The 15256-nt window shown below is 29.5% G+C and carries 15 protein-coding genes; 8 read left to right on the top strand and 7 right to left on the bottom strand.

Features of this window, described 5'->3' with window-relative positions:
- The first annotated feature begins 5 nt into the window (after window positions 1–5).
- From nagA to G6Z82_RS06130, 3 genes are all read left to right on the top strand, one after another.
- Window positions 6–1166 (top strand): N-acetylglucosamine-6-phosphate deacetylase, encoded by a 1161-nt coding sequence (gene nagA, locus G6Z82_RS06140; RefSeq protein WP_164785961.1) that lies wholly within the window; start codon window positions 6–8, stop codon window positions 1164–1166.
- Window positions 1167–1258: 92 nt separating this feature from the next.
- Entirely contained in the window at window positions 1259–1657 is a 399-nt protein-coding gene (locus G6Z82_RS06135; protein ID WP_006730498.1) for a PTS sugar transporter subunit IIA, read from the top strand.
- A gap of 311 nt (window positions 1658–1968) precedes the next feature.
- Complete coding sequence (locus G6Z82_RS06130; RefSeq protein WP_164785959.1) at window positions 1969–3546, top strand: ATP-binding cassette domain-containing protein; 1578 nt, start codon at window positions 1969–1971, stop codon at window positions 3544–3546.
- Between the two features lie 109 nt (window positions 3547–3655).
- On the opposite strand, the gene G6Z82_RS06125 is transcribed toward G6Z82_RS06130, so the two are convergent.
- From G6Z82_RS06125 to G6Z82_RS06095, 7 genes are all read right to left on the bottom strand, one after another.
- Window positions 3656–4315: a DUF4097 family beta strand repeat-containing protein gene (locus G6Z82_RS06125; protein WP_164785958.1), complete on the bottom strand. Its 660-nt coding sequence runs from the start codon at window positions 4313–4315 to the stop codon at window positions 3656–3658.
- Window positions 4316–4430: 115 nt separating this feature from the next.
- A complete protein-coding gene (locus G6Z82_RS06635) occupies window positions 4431–4568 on the bottom strand; it encodes a hypothetical protein (protein WP_241243737.1) in 138 nt (45 codons plus the stop codon).
- 105 nt (window positions 4569–4673) lie between these two features.
- Complete coding sequence (locus G6Z82_RS06115; RefSeq protein ID WP_006729363.1) at window positions 4674–5537, bottom strand: helix-turn-helix domain-containing protein; 864 nt, start codon at window positions 5535–5537, stop codon at window positions 4674–4676.
- A 101-nt stretch (window positions 5538–5638) separates the two neighbouring features.
- Window positions 5639–6412 carry an ABC-2 family transporter protein gene (locus tag G6Z82_RS06110; RefSeq protein WP_006732961.1) on the bottom strand — a complete coding sequence of 258 codons (774 nt, stop codon included), beginning with the start codon at window positions 6410–6412 and terminating at the stop codon, window positions 5639–5641.
- Window positions 6409–7161 carry an ABC-2 family transporter protein gene (locus G6Z82_RS06105; RefSeq protein WP_164785956.1) on the bottom strand — a complete coding sequence of 251 codons (753 nt, stop codon included), beginning with the start codon at window positions 7159–7161 and terminating at the stop codon, window positions 6409–6411. The genes G6Z82_RS06110 and G6Z82_RS06105 overlap by 4 nt, the downstream gene beginning before the upstream one ends.
- Window positions 7158–8078 carry an ABC transporter ATP-binding protein gene (locus G6Z82_RS06100; RefSeq protein ID WP_164785955.1) on the bottom strand — a complete coding sequence of 307 codons (921 nt, stop codon included), beginning with the start codon at window positions 8076–8078 and terminating at the stop codon, window positions 7158–7160. The genes G6Z82_RS06105 and G6Z82_RS06100 overlap by 4 nt, the downstream gene beginning before the upstream one ends.
- 188 nt (window positions 8079–8266) lie before the next feature.
- A complete protein-coding gene (locus G6Z82_RS06095) occupies window positions 8267–9067 on the bottom strand; it encodes a tyrosine-protein phosphatase (RefSeq protein ID WP_102215371.1) in 801 nt (266 codons plus the stop codon).
- Between the two features lie 148 nt (window positions 9068–9215).
- Between G6Z82_RS06095 and G6Z82_RS06090 the strand changes: the two genes are divergently transcribed.
- The 5 genes from G6Z82_RS06090 (at window position 9216) to G6Z82_RS06070 (ending at window position 15002) form a co-directional block, all read left to right on the top strand.
- Window positions 9216–9692, top strand: coding sequence for a universal stress protein (locus G6Z82_RS06090; protein WP_006729368.1), 477 nt, complete (start codon window positions 9216–9218; stop codon window positions 9690–9692).
- Window positions 9693–9777: 85 nt separating this feature from the next.
- A complete protein-coding gene (locus G6Z82_RS06085) occupies window positions 9778–10260 on the top strand; it encodes a hypothetical protein (RefSeq protein ID WP_006729369.1) in 483 nt (160 codons plus the stop codon).
- Between the two features lie 52 nt (window positions 10261–10312).
- Window positions 10313–11704 carry a metallophosphoesterase family protein gene (locus G6Z82_RS06080; protein ID WP_164785953.1) on the top strand — a complete coding sequence of 464 codons (1392 nt, stop codon included), beginning with the start codon at window positions 10313–10315 and terminating at the stop codon, window positions 11702–11704.
- Between the two features lie 65 nt (window positions 11705–11769).
- A complete protein-coding gene (asnB, locus tag G6Z82_RS06075) occupies window positions 11770–13719 on the top strand; it encodes an asparagine synthase (glutamine-hydrolyzing) (RefSeq protein ID WP_006731958.1) in 1950 nt (649 codons plus the stop codon).
- 17 nt (window positions 13720–13736) lie between these two features.
- Complete coding sequence (locus tag G6Z82_RS06070; RefSeq protein WP_006730496.1) at window positions 13737–15002, top strand: carboxylate--amine ligase; 1266 nt, start codon at window positions 13737–13739, stop codon at window positions 15000–15002.
- Window positions 15003–15256 lie beyond the last annotated feature (254 nt).

Genomic DNA, 15256 nt, shown 5'->3' with positions numbered 1-15256 from the left:
AAAATATGTCTTACTTTTTACATGCTAAAAAATTTTTCTTAAAAAATCATGTTACTAATGGAGGATATTTAGAAATTCAAGATGATGGTAATTTTGGTTTCTATTATCCAGAAGCAAAAAAACCAACTAATGTTGTCATTAAAGAATATGCTGATAAGTTAGTAGCTCCAGGATATGTTGATACACACATACATGGGTTATTAAACGAAGATGTGATGAAAAGTAATTGGAATGGTATTAACAAAATATCAGAAGGCTTGCTACAAGCTGGTGTAACAAGCTGGTTGCCAACCACTATTACTGCAGCCTCGTCTACTTTGACTCATATCTGTCAAATGATAGCAGAACATAAGGGTGAAGAAACAGGAGCTAAAATTCAGGGGATTCATTTTGAGGGACCTTTCTTTACTCCAGAGCATGGTGGTGCAGAAAATCCAAAGTATATGACTGATCCTTCCATTGTAGAATTTGACAAGTGGCGAGCAGCTTCTAAAAATATGCTTATCAAAATCTCACTTGCACCCGAAAGAAGGGGAGCTAAAGAGTTTACTAGGCAAGCTATAAAAGAAGGAGTTGTGGTTTCTTTAGGCCACTCAAGTGCCAACTATGAAGAAACAATGTCTTGTGTAGATGCTGGTGCAACGATGTTTACTCATACTTTTAATGGTATGAATACTTTATCACAACATACCCCTAATATTATTGGAGCAGCTTTTTCATCGAATTTAACTATCGCCGAATTAATTTGCGATGGACACCATGTAGAACCTGCAGCTATTAAGGCTTTGATTAGTGCCAAAGGATATGAACATATTGCTTTAGTTACTGATTGTATGCAAGCTGGATTAATGCCAGATGGGGATTATATGTTAGGCGAATTACCTGTATATGTTAAAGACGGAATGGCTCGTTTAATAGGTAAGAATAATTTGGCTGGCAGTGTATTATTAATGAAAGATGCTGTAAAAAATTTGGTCGATTGGAATATTGCGACCCCAGAACAAGCAATTATGATGGCTTCATATATTCCTGCCAAAAGTATCAATAAGTTAAAATATTGCGGTGTTATTGAACCTGATCATCCTGCTGATTTTATTATTTTAAATAGCGATTTAACTTTAGTGGAAACATATGTCAACGGTATCTCACGCTATAAGAATGAATAAAGTTAATTTATTTTTTGCTAATAATATATTATGATAAAATAAAGGGCTAAGCGTTTACATAACAAGTGTTTTTTGTAAAGGAGGACGAAAAAATGGCAAAAGAGTTAATTTTGATCAGTCATGGAAAATTAGCTGAAGAAGCTAAAAAAGGCATAGAGTTGATCATGGGACCTCAAGATAATATTCAAGCTGTGTGTATGTTACCTGAAGATGGTGTATCTGATTTTCAGAAGAAATTTGAAGATGCTACTGCTGATTTTAGTGTTGATGACATCGTTGTTTTTGCAGATTTAATGGGAGGAACCCCTGCTAATACTGTCAGTCGTTTGATTAAAGCGGGTTTGAATATTAAATTATATGCTGGTTTAAACATGGCGATGATTATGGAATGGCTTAATTGCCAGATGGTTGATGATCGAGTACCTGACTATGTAAAAGCGGGAAAAGATGGTGTTGTGGACGTAAACGCATTTTTGAATACTGATAATTAATTATATATTGATTAATATTTTAATTTGATAAAGTTTCCACATGTAAGATAGGGTTAAAAAATTAACCTAGAAAACAAAAAAAGATGTCAAAAGACTTGATTCTGAACTTGGTTCGGGACTAGGTCTTTTTTTATGTATAATGGTCTATTTTTGACCTATGTTTATACAATAATAATAATTAATAATATTATTATTGTATAAAATAAAAAAAACAATATAATAATATTATGAGAAAGAAGGTGCATTACCATGGTAATCAATATAAATAAATATTTAAAATCTAAATTAATATTATATGTTGGAGGTTATTTATGGCTTTAAAATATGTTGAAAAGCGTTATATATTTATTTTTGTAATTCTTTCTTTTTTCAAATCGTTACAAGCTGCATTTATAGCAGTAGTTAGTCAACAAATGGTGAATTGGGTTAATAAACCTAAGCTTAGTTATTTATTCACTATAGTTGTAGTGGCTTTGGTAGGTTTAATAGTATTTTGGCTGGTAAGTATTTTTTACCAAAAAATATATTTTATGGTTGTACGGAAAATAAATTGCAATATTAAAGCAATTGTAAGTAAATATTTAATTTTTAGTAATAATCCGTCCGTAGAATTAGATACTTCATTTTTTACTAATGATTTGAAAACTATTGAAACAGATAAAATAGAAGCTGAATTGCAGATTATAACCAATGTCATTCAATTTATAACTGCAATAATTGCATCTATAGCAGGTTCATTGCCTCTGACTATAGTATTTATGTTAGCATCTTTTTTGCCCGGTATTTTTCAAAGAATATTAGGTAGAAATATTGAAGAAAAGTCAAAAGAATGGGATAAAAGTAACAGTAAATATACTGAAAATGTTAAAGAAACCGAAATGTTTTCTGCGTCTGCTCGACTATATAATACAGAAAATAATTTGTGGAAAAGGTTTAAGTCCTCTGCTAATACAATGGAAGCTGCATTACTGAAACTGAATTTTTGGCAGGGATTTACCAATGAAACTATAAATACCATAGCTTATAGTGTCATTACGATTGCACCAATAGCATTAGGAGTTTATCTTGTAAGTATAAAAAATATCACATTAGGTACATTGATTATGGTTAGTCAGTTATCTAATAATTTTGTTAATCCAGTAATCATTATTTCTGCTTATCTCAATGATATGCGAGTTGCTAAACATATGTGGGAAAAAATTCAGGATTTATCTCAAAAGTCTAATGGTTTCAAAGATAGTAAATTAGGGATCGATTATTTTAATGGCATTGAATTAAAAGATGTAGCAGTTGCATACAAGGATAAAGATGTCTTTAGTAATGTGTCATTTGACATTAAAAAAGGCGAAAAGGTGTTAATCGTTGCACCATCTGGGTGGGGTAAATCTACCCTTTTAAATACTTTACTAGGCAACATCAATATTAAAAATGGCAGATATTTGATTAATGGAGAAGATATGACTGCAGATATCAAAAAAGTCCATAATTACTTTAGTTATATTAATCAGGAGCCTAGGTTGTTAGATGATACTATTCTTTATAATATTACTTTAGGATGTAAAGATGATCAGAATATTTTAAATGATGTTATACGTAAGGCAGGATTAGAAGATCTCATAAAGGAAAAAGGTTGGGATTTCAAAGTGGGTCAATCAGGTAGTCATCTATCTGGCGGTCAAAAACAAAGAATAGAGATTGCTCGAGCTTTATTCTTTAATCGTCCAGTAATACTTGCAGATGAAGCTACTGCTTCATTAGATCCTGTCCTTGCTAAACAGATCCACGAGACACTTTTGAAAGAATATCATGGTACTATTATTGAAGTGGCTCACCATCTTACTACTGAAGAAAAGGGTATGTTTAATAAAGTTATTCAATTTGGCAATTAATGTAAAAATTTTCAATTTAATAGTATAAAAATACCGTCGCTCTTGTTAGATTTCTAATAACAAGCGACGGTTTTTTAATTAATATTTTTTGATAAAGAAACAATGCTTATTAGTAAATATCAATATCACCATTTGAATTGTTAATATCTAGTACATTTGATTTTGATGTAATCTTTGCAAATGAATTAGATACGTGCATACCTCTAAACTTATTGGATCCATTAGAATTTGAAAGATTGTATCCTGAAAAATTAGCATGCTCTACTGTAATATTACCATTGGAACTTGATAATTCAAAACCGAAGCGTGAAATAAGTTTAGATATGATAATATTGCCATTTGATGTAACAATATATCCTTTATCAGTATGAATTTCTTCTACTTTAACATTTCCGTTTGAAGAATTAATTGAAAAGTTTTTTAATTCGTTTTGAGGAAGAGTGATAGTAACATTATAGGTGTTTCTTGAAAAGAAATTCAATGAAAAGTGATGTGGGGATGATACTTCTAAATAATGATTTTTAATTTTAACGATTGGAGCATTATTTTTGGGACCATCATAATCTACTTTTAATTTATTTCCTACTTTAACGTAAATATTATCATTACTATTTGAAATTTTAACTTGCTGGATTATTTGAGCAGATAAATCTGCAGTACTTTTTTGCAAGGAGGTACTTGCTGAGAAACTTGCATTTTGACATGCTACTATGCTCCCTAATAATGATAAAATAACAGATGGTAAAATAACTTTTTTCGAAATAGACATATTAATATCCTCCATTTTTAAATATAAGCAATGACAGTACTTCTTTTTTGATCTATTAAATAAGAAAAAGCTAAATTTGCAAGGATAGAAAATACTTTATTTATCTGATTTTCAATTATTTGAGTATCTTGGATATTAAAATATTTTTTGGATAATTGTTAGTTTTCCTTTGAATTAAAGGATTTTTATAGATAATATGTAATATTCCTGCTTTTTTCCATTTTGCTTTTAATTTAGTTAAAATATCTTCCATAGCTTAATTACTCCAGATATGTAAACTTAATGACCTTATTATATTTGAAACAATATGAAACGAGCAAAAAAGTCGTATTCGAATTTAAATTTCAAATACGACTTTTTATTTTGTGTGTTTGTTCAGGAATTTATGTATTTTATCCCCATAGCTTTTCATATCGAGATTTATGATAGTATTGATTGCATTTTTACAGTTAATAAGAGAGTTATTTTGCTTTGTTTGTTTATATATAATTAAATTTTTAAAAAAGAAAATTGTATTTTTATAAAAAAATAATTCAGGTAGAGTAGGAATTTCATCAGCAGTATCAATAAATAGTTGAATATCTTCAATTTGATTTTTTTCAATTGCAATGGCCAGAATATTACTAATTATTGCTAGTATTGCTATTTTAATATCAACGTTATCACTATCTTTATATTGCTGTATTATTTTTTTAGCTATAATTTTATTACTGTCAAGGTCATAAAAGACCATAAAGTTACAATATAGAGTAATAGTATTTTTATCCAAATTAGGATGACTAAAAATTTTATCTTTGAGCTTATGTCTTAATTCCATATCAAATGACTTAGGATCTTTTTTTAATGACTCTATCCAGCCATCAACTAACAGTTTTTCTTCATTCTTATCTTCTTTTGAAAGGTTGGTTTTATCTATTAAAAGTTTTATATCGTTAAGTTTTTGCTGATTTTGACCATAATAAGTAGATATCATTATATTGTGTAAATTACTAATTTGTTGATACTGCATATTATCATTTTGATTTAGCCTACTGAAAAATGTCCATAAAGGGATATTATTAAAATGTAGTAGTTTAATTAAGCTATCTGCTGTAATTCTGTGAGTGTTTTTTTCTACTTTAGAATAGTATGATTGACTAATAATTATTCCATTATGTGTAAAATCTTTTTGATTTTTAGCTTGACTAATTCGATATTCTTTAAGTAGTTCTCCAATTGTCATTGTATTTTGCCCCTTTTAAGATACAACTACGACTGTTTCGTTAATTTATTATTAACAGCTCCATCGTAGAAGTTAAAGCATAGTTGTTGAAAGATAAGTCTTTAATTTGCTGAGCTATAATGTTTGATACCCTTATTCCAAAGGAGTTTTGAAGTGTAATACAACAATATATCTATCATTATAAAATATCCTAATAACCAATAATTGTGTTTATGAAAAATCATTTCAACAGGTAAATTACTTGCCAATAATACTGGAATGACAAAGGTAAAAATCTGTTGAATAATCATTGGAAAAATTTGTTTTGGACGGCTAGCATAACTAATCAAATCCTCAATCATGCCAAATAAACTTGTTAATCCATCAACCCAAAATGATAATGTAACTGCCAATTGATTCAATAAGAAAATTAGAAAAGCAGTTAATATTAAGTTTATTAACATTATTGCGTAACCTATAATACCTACATTTTCCAGGGCTAAATAATATCCTAATAATCCTAAAGATAAAATCAAATTAAATATACTTGGAATATCTAAATGTGTGCCAATTGAATACCAATAAGAATAGACAGGTCGAATCAGGTTATAATCTAGTTCTCCTTCTAAAATATCTTCTACCAAGTTTTCATGTCCAATAACAAAGAAAAAGTTATAAATATAGGTTGCACTGTTCATAAAAGTAATTAAAATAAAATATTGATTTCGTGTCCAATTAGCATTTTCTGAATTTGAAAAATAAATATCACCGACAAATAATTCAATTAATAAGAATACTACGGCTAAGATAAAAGTTATCAAACTGGTGGCACGATAAATTAAAAATTCTTCTATACTCTGTTTCCAAATACTTGAAATAATTTTCTGAATTCTCATACACCCACACCCTCATATTTCTTAAGTCCTAGCTTAAACGTTTTTTTATATATGCAGTAAAAAATAATTAGCCAAACAGCAACTGCTAGATAATAAATATTTGTCTGATTAATGTTTGATGCAATTAATTTTGCAGGTACATCTGTCACTAAGGAAAATGGGTTATATTGTAACCAGGAATAAATATTTTTCCCTAGCATAGATAGTGGAAAATATAGCCCTCCAAATAATAAATAAATAGCAAATAAGCCTGATTTGAGTGGCCACATATTTATTAACCAAAATCCTAAGCTACCAAAAACTAAAGCTAGATTAAAGAACATAAAAGAACAAAAAATTAGATATAAGATCAGATTAATAAAGCCAATGTTTAAATTAAAATAAAGCCCTAAAACTAGGTAAAAAATAATTATAGGTAGTTGAGATCCTATATAAGTTAAATATAGATACCAATATAATGATACTGGTTTTGTTAGATAGTTAGATAATTTACCAGACTGAATCAAGTCAGCTAAAGTAAAGGCCGGTGCAATTGAAAATAGCAAACTTAAAGTGTTAGTCATAATTAAGTACTTTGCTAAATAGTTAAAGTTGTGCACATTATTGCCCATTAACCAGCACCACATCCAGAGAGTAACTATTAAATTTAAAACTTGAGTTATAATTTTGATTAAGTAGTTACCTCTGTAGACTAAACTAGATTTGATCCCAAGGTAAAAAATTGGTAAATACTTTTTCATGATTGTCATTTTACTTTTTTATAAATCTCCAAAATAATTTCTTCTAAATTAATACCTTCTCTAGTTAATGAGATTATTTGATTAGCAGAGAGTGTTTGCATAAATTTTTTGAGATCATTTTCGCTGATATTTTTGCTTTCTGGCTCATTATTTACTAAATATTTAACAACAAAATGATCATCTGTAGAAATATTAATTGGTAATTTTTCAAGCTTATCATCAAAAACAATTTCTCCGTTAGCTAAAATTACCAGTCTTTGTGCCAATGCTTCTATATCTCTAATGTTATGAGAGGTAATGATAATAGTTGTTTTATTACGTTTATTTTCTTCGCGTAAAAATTCATAAATATTTTCTTGAGTCATTAAGTCCAAGCCTAGAGTGGGCTCATCTAAGAATAAATATTTGGGTTCATGAATTAAGGAACAAATTAAATCACATTTAACTCTTTGACCAAGTGATAATTTTCTGACAGGTTTATTAATTAAATCTTCAGCATTAAGCATCTTAGTTAATTCTTTTAAACGTTTTTTGAATCTATTTTCTTCTAAAGAATAGATACTAGCTAACATATTTAAAGTATCAATAGCTGGTAAGTCCCAAGAAAGTTGTGATTTTTGACCAAAAAGTACACCTATCTCTTTCAAGAGCTCGGTTTTTCGTTGCATGGGAATAAAAGTATCAATATTAACAGAGCCACTACTAGGGCTAATAATTCCAGTTAATAGTTTAGTTAAGGTCGTTTTTCCTGCACCATTTGGTCCAATCAATCCAATTAGGCTACCATCTTCTATGTTTAAATTAATATTTTTTAAAGCTTTTACATATTGTGGCTTTCTATGAAAAAGGTCTTCAATAGTACCCTTAAGCCCTGATGCTTTTTCGAAAGTAACATAGTCAAAGCTTAAATTTTTAATGACAATCATTGCTTCTCCTTTAAATGTTAATTTGAAATTAATAATAATTACGATTTATATAATACAAGGCTAATGTTTTTTTGTAAATTAAATTTAAAATAAATTTAAAAAATCCATATTCCAATACAATATCGAAATATGGATTTAAAATAAATATATGTTATGTAATACCATCTCTATATGAGAGCAACTATTTTTTAATCTTCTAAATAGATTTTACGAAGATCTAATATATCCTTGCGAGATAACTTCATAGTATTACGTAAATAATTATGGATACTGCCATAATTATTGTTAATGTTACTTAAGACATAGTCCAAATATTCGGCACAAACAGATTGAATATCATATGTTGCTTTGACTACATTATCGTTTCCACCATCATCTTTGGCTTTTTTTAGCATAGAATTAATGAAATCTTTAGTTGTAGTATTAGTTAATAGATAGTCTTTTTTGATTGTATCAAAAGGAATACCTAAAGCAGATAGTATCAATAGTGCTCCAAATCCTGTTCTATCTTTTCCAGCAGTACAATGAAATAATGCTGCTTGGTTATCGTTATTATTGGCTAGTAGCAATTCTAAAAAATGTCTGTATGCATTTTGTGCTGATGAACTATTAATCATGTCATTGTATGCTGCAAACATTTGTCGTTTACCAAAATTAGGGTCGTTAGATGCCCATTTTTCCAGGTCTTCCATTGGTTTGGAAGCATTTGTCAGATCCTCGCTAAAAACAGGATTAAATTCATATTTTGCTTGGTTAGGAATAATATCAGGGTATTTATTTTTTTCTTTTTCGGATCTAAAATCTATGATCAATTTAACATTATAGTTTTCCAACAAATTGGAGTCTTCTGGTAAAAGATCTGCTAGATTTCCTGTTCTTAGTAATTTATGATATTTTATTTTTTTCCCTGTTAGTGTTCGATAACCACCTAATTCTCTAAAATTTCGTCCAGATTTAATATTAAGTAATCTTTTATGATAATTGTTCATGAGTGTTCATCCCTTTACTATAAAAATGTTATGGAAAACAATTATAACATTTTTTGAGAAATATATGCTATAAATTCTAGCATGTAAGGGCTTTTATGGTAAAATCTAATTAAAGATAAACACTATATAGCGTAGGAGATGTTTAGTTATGATAAAAGGGTATAACAACATTTTGGTTCCAGTTGATGGATCAGAATCTGCCGAGCTTGCTTTTGATAAAGCAGTGGCAATAGCTATGGAAAATGCTGCTCACATAGATATTTTAAATATTATTGATACACGTCAATTTATGGGAGAGTTACAAGATACTTTGATTTCAGGTGATACAGTTTATCAAATGACTAATGATTCTGAAGAGTATCTAAAGAGCTTACAGAAAAAAGCAGAAGAACAATTTAAATTTAAAGATGTATCTTATCATATTAGATATGGGTCACCTAAGAGAATAATTGCTTTTGATTTTATAAAAGATCACAATAATGATTTAGTTGTGATGGGTGCAACAGGTATGAATGCTGTTGAAAGAATGTTAATGGGCAGTGTTACAGAATACGTAAATCGTAACGCCTTGGCAGATGTATTAATTGTAAAAACTGATTTAAATAACGAAAAGATTAAGAAATAGTTTATTTTAATAATAGAAAGTAAAAGTACCTATAATAAGGTACTTTTTTTGATATAATGTTAAATGTAACTAGAGGAGGATATAAATGGAGCAATTAACTATGGTATCATTAGCAGACAAATTATCTGCTCAACATGATATTATTATTTCTGATAAGCAAACAATAAATGTAGCAGATATTTTTGAGCAAATTGATAATCTACACATATTACAAAAATCTGCTAAAGAATATATAGATATGACACAAGAACAATATTATGATCAAGAGTCTGATGGCAAATTAACTATATTGCAAATGGATAAGCCACTTAAATTACTTAAAGATCGGATTTTAACAAATCATGTTGATGGTTATGTGGATCAGCATGAAATAAATTTAACATATAATCATGAGTCTCCATATGTTGATGGCGGGTATAATCGTAGTGTTGATTTAAATGTATTAATTTACAGTTTAAAGGTTATTGGTGCAGTGGAACAGATTGCTGCTGATGATTTACGCAAGATTTTATCTAAGGATGCTGTGGTTTCTTTGATTATTGCTGCACATTCTTTAGCTAGCAATTAATGTTCGTTAGGGCTGATATAGCCCCTTTTTTACATAAAACAGGTGTAGCTTTATGAACATGTTTAGAAATATTTCCAAAGCTTTAGAAAATATTGTTAAAAAGAATAGAGCAGAGGAAAATAATATAACAAATAATTCGATTTTTGATGTAATGCAACATTATACGCAAGTCGGTGAATATTCTGTGGGAGCTCCTGAAGGTACACCTGGGGATAAAGATTTTGATTTAATTGTATATAAAAATGATAATGGTATTTTATATCAAGCATTGCGTCCAAAGAAAGCTGAAAATTTAGCACCACTTTTTGTTAGAAAGTTTGAACCTAGATTAAATCGGTTTCGAGCTTTTCAAAATAAAAAAAATGGGCGTCGTTTTATAGTTGAAGAGCATTTGGATGAATTTATTAATTATGTAAAGAATTATACTCGTACTAACACTAATTCGATAAATATTGGTATTATCACAGACACGCATCAAAAAGATGTTGACTCATTAACCTCGTATGGACGATTGGGCTTACTTCATTTAAAAGAGTTTAATTATCTTGAAGAAAGAGGATTTTTAAAGTTAAAAGTGCATTTAGGTGATTGGATAGATGGTTCGGATCCGGGATTAGTTGATGAGCAGGAACTAATTAATTTGCGAAATTGCTTTTCTTCCAAACGTATTGATTATGCTTTAATTAAGGGCAACCATGATGAGAATGATAAGTTTGATGCTTTGCATGAGATGTTACCATCTTTCCCTGAAAGAGAATTTGAAGACATCATGTGGACAAATATGTATCGCCAACATAATATCCATTATATTTCCAGGCAACATGGTGTTGCATATTTTGACTACGGTGATTTACGGATAATAATGATTAATACGTCCGATGTTCCCTATATCTTGGATGATAATGGTAAGAAAAAATATAATACTCAGCATACTTTAGCTATTAGGGAAGATCAAGTACAAGAGATTATTGAAATTTTAGAAAAATCTGTTAATAAGCAAATAATTTTTATGGGACATGCTGTGCCAATTGATCGTAAAGGTATGAATTCTTTGAAGTATAATGGACGTTCGTTGCACGAATTGATGGTTGCATTTAATCAACGAGAAAAAGGGTACTTGAATTCACATGATGTGCCTTTAGAGTATACGTTAACTAATAAATTTGATTTTTCCAATGTAGTTAAGGGCAAAATTATTGCTTATTTTGCAGGTCATGCTCACGCAGAGGATCAATATCGTATTAATAGTATTCAATATATTACATTTAATTGTTCTGCATTAGTAAGTTTATCTGATAGTAATAAATATAATCATCGTTATAATCGACAAGTAGATCAAAGAACTGAATATGCTGGTTATGTAGTTAATGTTGACTTAGATAAAAAGTTGTTGCAGGTTTTTGGATATGGTGCAGCCTCCAAACGGAGAGTATATAGAATATAAATATTTGTTTAATTATTATTTTTGCTTATAATTGATAGTATTGGCAATTAAGGAGAAGATAATCAATGTGTGGAATTTGTGCTTTTTATGATCCGCAATTAGAAAATAAAGATCAAGTGATCGAACAAATGATGGATACAATTGTGCATAGAGGACCATCGTCTGCCGGCAAATTTACCAATGATAAGGTTGCCTTAGGTTTTAGGCGTCTTTCAATTATTGATTTACGTGGTGGTAGTCAGCCTATTTTTAATGAGGATAAAAGCAGAGCTGTTATTTTTAATGGTGAAATATACAACTTCAAACCACTTAGAGAAGAATTAATTAATAGTGGCCATACTTTTACGACCAAAACTGATACAGAAGTATTATTGCATGGCTATGAAGAGTGGGGTATGGATGGTTTGTTAAAACGTATTAGGGGGATGTTTGCTTTTCTAATATGGGATGATAACGATCAAACTCTATATGGTGCTAGGGACTTTTTTGGTATTAAACCTATGTATTATACTAATAATGATGGTAGGTTATTGGTAGGAAGTGAATTGAAGAGCTTTTTAGCTTTTCCTTACTTTAAAAAAGAATTGAATGTTGAAGCTGTGAAACCATATTTAATGAATCAGTACAATGATTTGAACGAGACTTTTTTTAAAGGCGTTTATAAATTTCCTGCTGGACACTGGTTTGCTTATAAAAATGGTAAGTTCGATATTCATAAATATTGGGATGCAGAATATGTACAAAACAGTTTGAGTTTTGAACAAACTTTAGATAAAATTAATGAAGATTTGAAAGAAACTGTTGAATTGTATCATAATGCTGATGTAAAAGTTGGATCGTTTTTATCAGAAGGTGTAGATTCAAGTTTTGTGACTAGTCTGTTAAATCCTGATGATGTATTTTCAATTTCCTTTGATGATGCTACTTATGATGAAGCTTCAAAAGCCAAAGCGTTAGCAGATATTAAAGGTTGGACTTTTTATTCTGATAAAGTTAAAGCCGAAGAAGCTATGCATGATTTTCCAGAAATGCAGTATCATATGGATGAACCTGACGCCAATCCGTCTATTATTCCATTGTGGTATTTATGTAAGTTAGCAAGAAAACATGTTACAGTTGCCCTTTCAGGTGAAGGAGCAGATGAGTTATTTGCAGGTTATGTTAATTATGGCATGCACACGCATAATAATATTATTAAAGTCTTCACTTCTGGTCTAAAAAAAATACCCAAGAATTTGCGTTTTAAATTGGCTAAGGGAATCAAAAAATTGCCTAATTTTCCGGGAAAAGTGCATATTTATACTAATTTAGCTTCTCCTGATGAATATTACGTTGGTCAATCTGTTATTTATGATATAAATTATCCGACTATTTTTTCAGCTAAAGATGCAAATGATATTTTACAACCAAAATATCAAAATAAATTGACAGTTAATAGCAATTATCAAGCAGATTTTGCTAAGGTTAAAAATCTTGATTCTGTTAAACAAATGCAATATATTGATTTACACCACTTTATGTTGAATGATATAGAGCAAAAAGCAGATAAAATATCTATGGCTCATTCATTAGAACTTAGAGTTCCATACTTAGATAAAAAGATTGCAGAATTGGCTAATTCGATTCCAACTAAGTATTTGGTTAACAAATATGATACGAAATATGCTCTTAGGAAAGCCGCTGAAAGAGTATTACCTGAAGAATGGGCTCAGCGACCAAAATTAGGATTTCCAACTCCAATTAAACAATGGTTGCAAGATCCAAAATTTTATAAGCAAGTTAGACTTTTATTTGCGGAAGATTTTGTAAATAATATCTTTAATCAAGATAAAATTCTTGCTATGTTGGATAAAAATTTTAGTGGGGATGGTTCAGACAGACGCAAGATTTGGACTATTTATACTTTTTTAGTCTGGTATAAGTTGTTTTTTGTAGACTATGAGAATACAGTAAAGAAATATAATCATGTTCAACCAGAAGTTGCTAGTTTATTAGCATCTGGTAAATTAGTTTAAGAAAGAGATGAGATTGATTGCAGAAAAAATTTACACCTATACTTTTAGGGAGTGACATTAATGTTTATGGTATGGCACGTTCGTTTCATGAGGCTTATGGTATTAAAGTAAAAACTTTAGCTGCCGGTCATTTAGCTGCTACGCGTTATTCTAAGATAGTTGATGTTGAGGTTCATCCGGGTTTTGAAGATGACCCAACTTTTATCAATGTTATGCGTAGTAAAATGATTGAATATCAAGATCATTCTGAACCAGTTATTTTAATTGCGTGCGGTGATGGCTATGTGGAACTGCTAGCAAAACACAAAGATGAATTATCTGCGACATTTGTTATTCCTTATGTTGACTATGATTTATTAGAGAAGCTTATTTCTAAAGAGAATTTTTATAAGATTGCGGATAAATATGGTTTACCTTACCCAAAAACACAAATAATTAAAATTACTGATTATCAAACTGATGATTATTTGAAGTGTATGTCTTTTGGTTTTCCAGTTGCTTTAAAGCCAGAAGATCCTGTATCTTGGCTTGATTGTCGTTTTGAAGGTCGTAAAAAGGCATTTACAATTCATGATGCCGCTGAGTTAAAAGATATTGTTACTAAAATTTATACTCACGGATATAAAGAAGATCTTATTTTGCAGGACTTTATCCCTGGTGATGATTCGAAAATGCGGGTTCTCAATGCATATGTGGATAAAAACCACAAGGTGAAGATGATGTGTTTGGGTCATCCATTGTTAGAAGATCCAACACCGCAGTCTATTGGCAATTATGTAGCAATTTTGCCAGAGTATAATCTGAATTTATATAATACTGTAAAAACTTTTCTAGAGAAGATTAACTATGTTGGTATGGCCAACTTTGATATTAAATATGATGAGCGTGATCATGAATACAAGTTTTTCGAAATTAATGTACGTCAGGGGCGTTCAAGTTTTTATGTAACATTAAATGGTTGCAACTTAGCTAAGTGTTATATTGACGATTATGTTGAAGATAGCTTAAAAGATCAAGATCCTGTTTATGCAAATCAAGATCCTAAAAAGCATGTATTATGGTTGGGTGTACCAACTAAGGTATTTAAGCAATATGCTTTTGAGAATGAATATAAAGAAATAGCTGAAGATTTATTGAAGAAAAAGCGAGTAGGAACAACAGTATTTTATAAAGCTGATTGTAGTTTTAAGCGTTGGCTTTTAATGAAGTATATGTTTTATAAATATATCGGAAGATATAAGGCTTATTATCAAGTTAATAAAGGAAGTTTTTTTAAAAAATAAGTAGTTTTTTGCTGTAAATTGTTTTAAAATATCCTCAAAGGTTGGATGAATGTCTAATTTTTTGAGGATATTTTTTTGAAACAAGTATGATGTAATATAAATATCATCTTTTTTATTAATAGTTAAATTGCTAATAAAAAGATAATAGATTAAAATGATTACTAGCATAAAAAAACATGCAAAAAAAATTTTTTTACTAATGACTTTTGTGGTTTATGGAAGTAAAATAAGTTGTGAAGGTAATGGTTGTATTT

The sequence above is a fragment of the Lactobacillus iners genome, assembly GCF_011058775.1.
Taxonomy (GTDB): Bacteria; Bacillota; Bacilli; order Lactobacillales; family Lactobacillaceae; genus Lactobacillus; species Lactobacillus iners.
Note: the sequence above shows the minus strand (reverse complement) of the source record. Positions and strands in the feature narration are given on the sequence as shown.

Bases quoted from the DNA above. Each gene is read 5' to 3' on its own strand.
- G6Z82_RS06635 (WP_241243737.1), bottom strand. From the start codon at position 4,568: ATGGAAGATATTTTAACTAAATTAAAAGCAAAATGGAAAAAAGCAGGA.
- G6Z82_RS06100 (WP_164785955.1), bottom strand. From the start codon at position 8,078: ATGATTGTCATTAAAAATTTAAGCTTTGACTATGTTACTTTCGAAAAA.
- G6Z82_RS06090 (WP_006729368.1), top strand. From the start codon at position 9,216: ATGATAAAAGGGTATAACAACATTTTGGTTCCAGTTGATGGATCAGAA.
- G6Z82_RS06135 (WP_006730498.1), top strand. From the start codon at position 1,259: ATGGCAAAAGAGTTAATTTTGATCAGTCATGGAAAATTAGCTGAAGAA.
- asnB (WP_006731958.1), top strand. From the start codon at position 11,770: ATGTGTGGAATTTGTGCTTTTTATGATCCGCAATTAGAAAATAAAGAT.
- G6Z82_RS06080 (WP_164785953.1), top strand. From the start codon at position 10,313: ATGAACATGTTTAGAAATATTTCCAAAGCTTTAGAAAATATTGTTAAA.
- G6Z82_RS06115 (WP_006729363.1), bottom strand. From the start codon at position 5,537: ATGACAATTGGAGAACTACTTAAAGAATATCGAATTAGTCAAGCTAAA.
- G6Z82_RS06125 (WP_164785958.1), bottom strand. From the start codon at position 4,315: ATGTCTATTTCGAAAAAAGTTATTTTACCATCTGTTATTTTATCATTA.
- G6Z82_RS06105 (WP_164785956.1), bottom strand. From the start codon at position 7,161: ATGACAATCATGAAAAAGTATTTACCAATTTTTTACCTTGGGATCAAA.
- nagA (WP_164785961.1), top strand. From the start codon at position 6: ATGTCTTACTTTTTACATGCTAAAAAATTTTTCTTAAAAAATCATGTT.
- G6Z82_RS06130 (WP_164785959.1), top strand. From the start codon at position 1,969: ATGGCTTTAAAATATGTTGAAAAGCGTTATATATTTATTTTTGTAATT.
- G6Z82_RS06110 (WP_006732961.1), bottom strand. From the start codon at position 6,412: ATGAGAATTCAGAAAATTATTTCAAGTATTTGGAAACAGAGTATAGAA.
- G6Z82_RS06085 (WP_006729369.1), top strand. From the start codon at position 9,778: ATGGAGCAATTAACTATGGTATCATTAGCAGACAAATTATCTGCTCAA.
- G6Z82_RS06095 (WP_102215371.1), bottom strand. From the start codon at position 9,067: ATGAACAATTATCATAAAAGATTACTTAATATTAAATCTGGACGAAAT.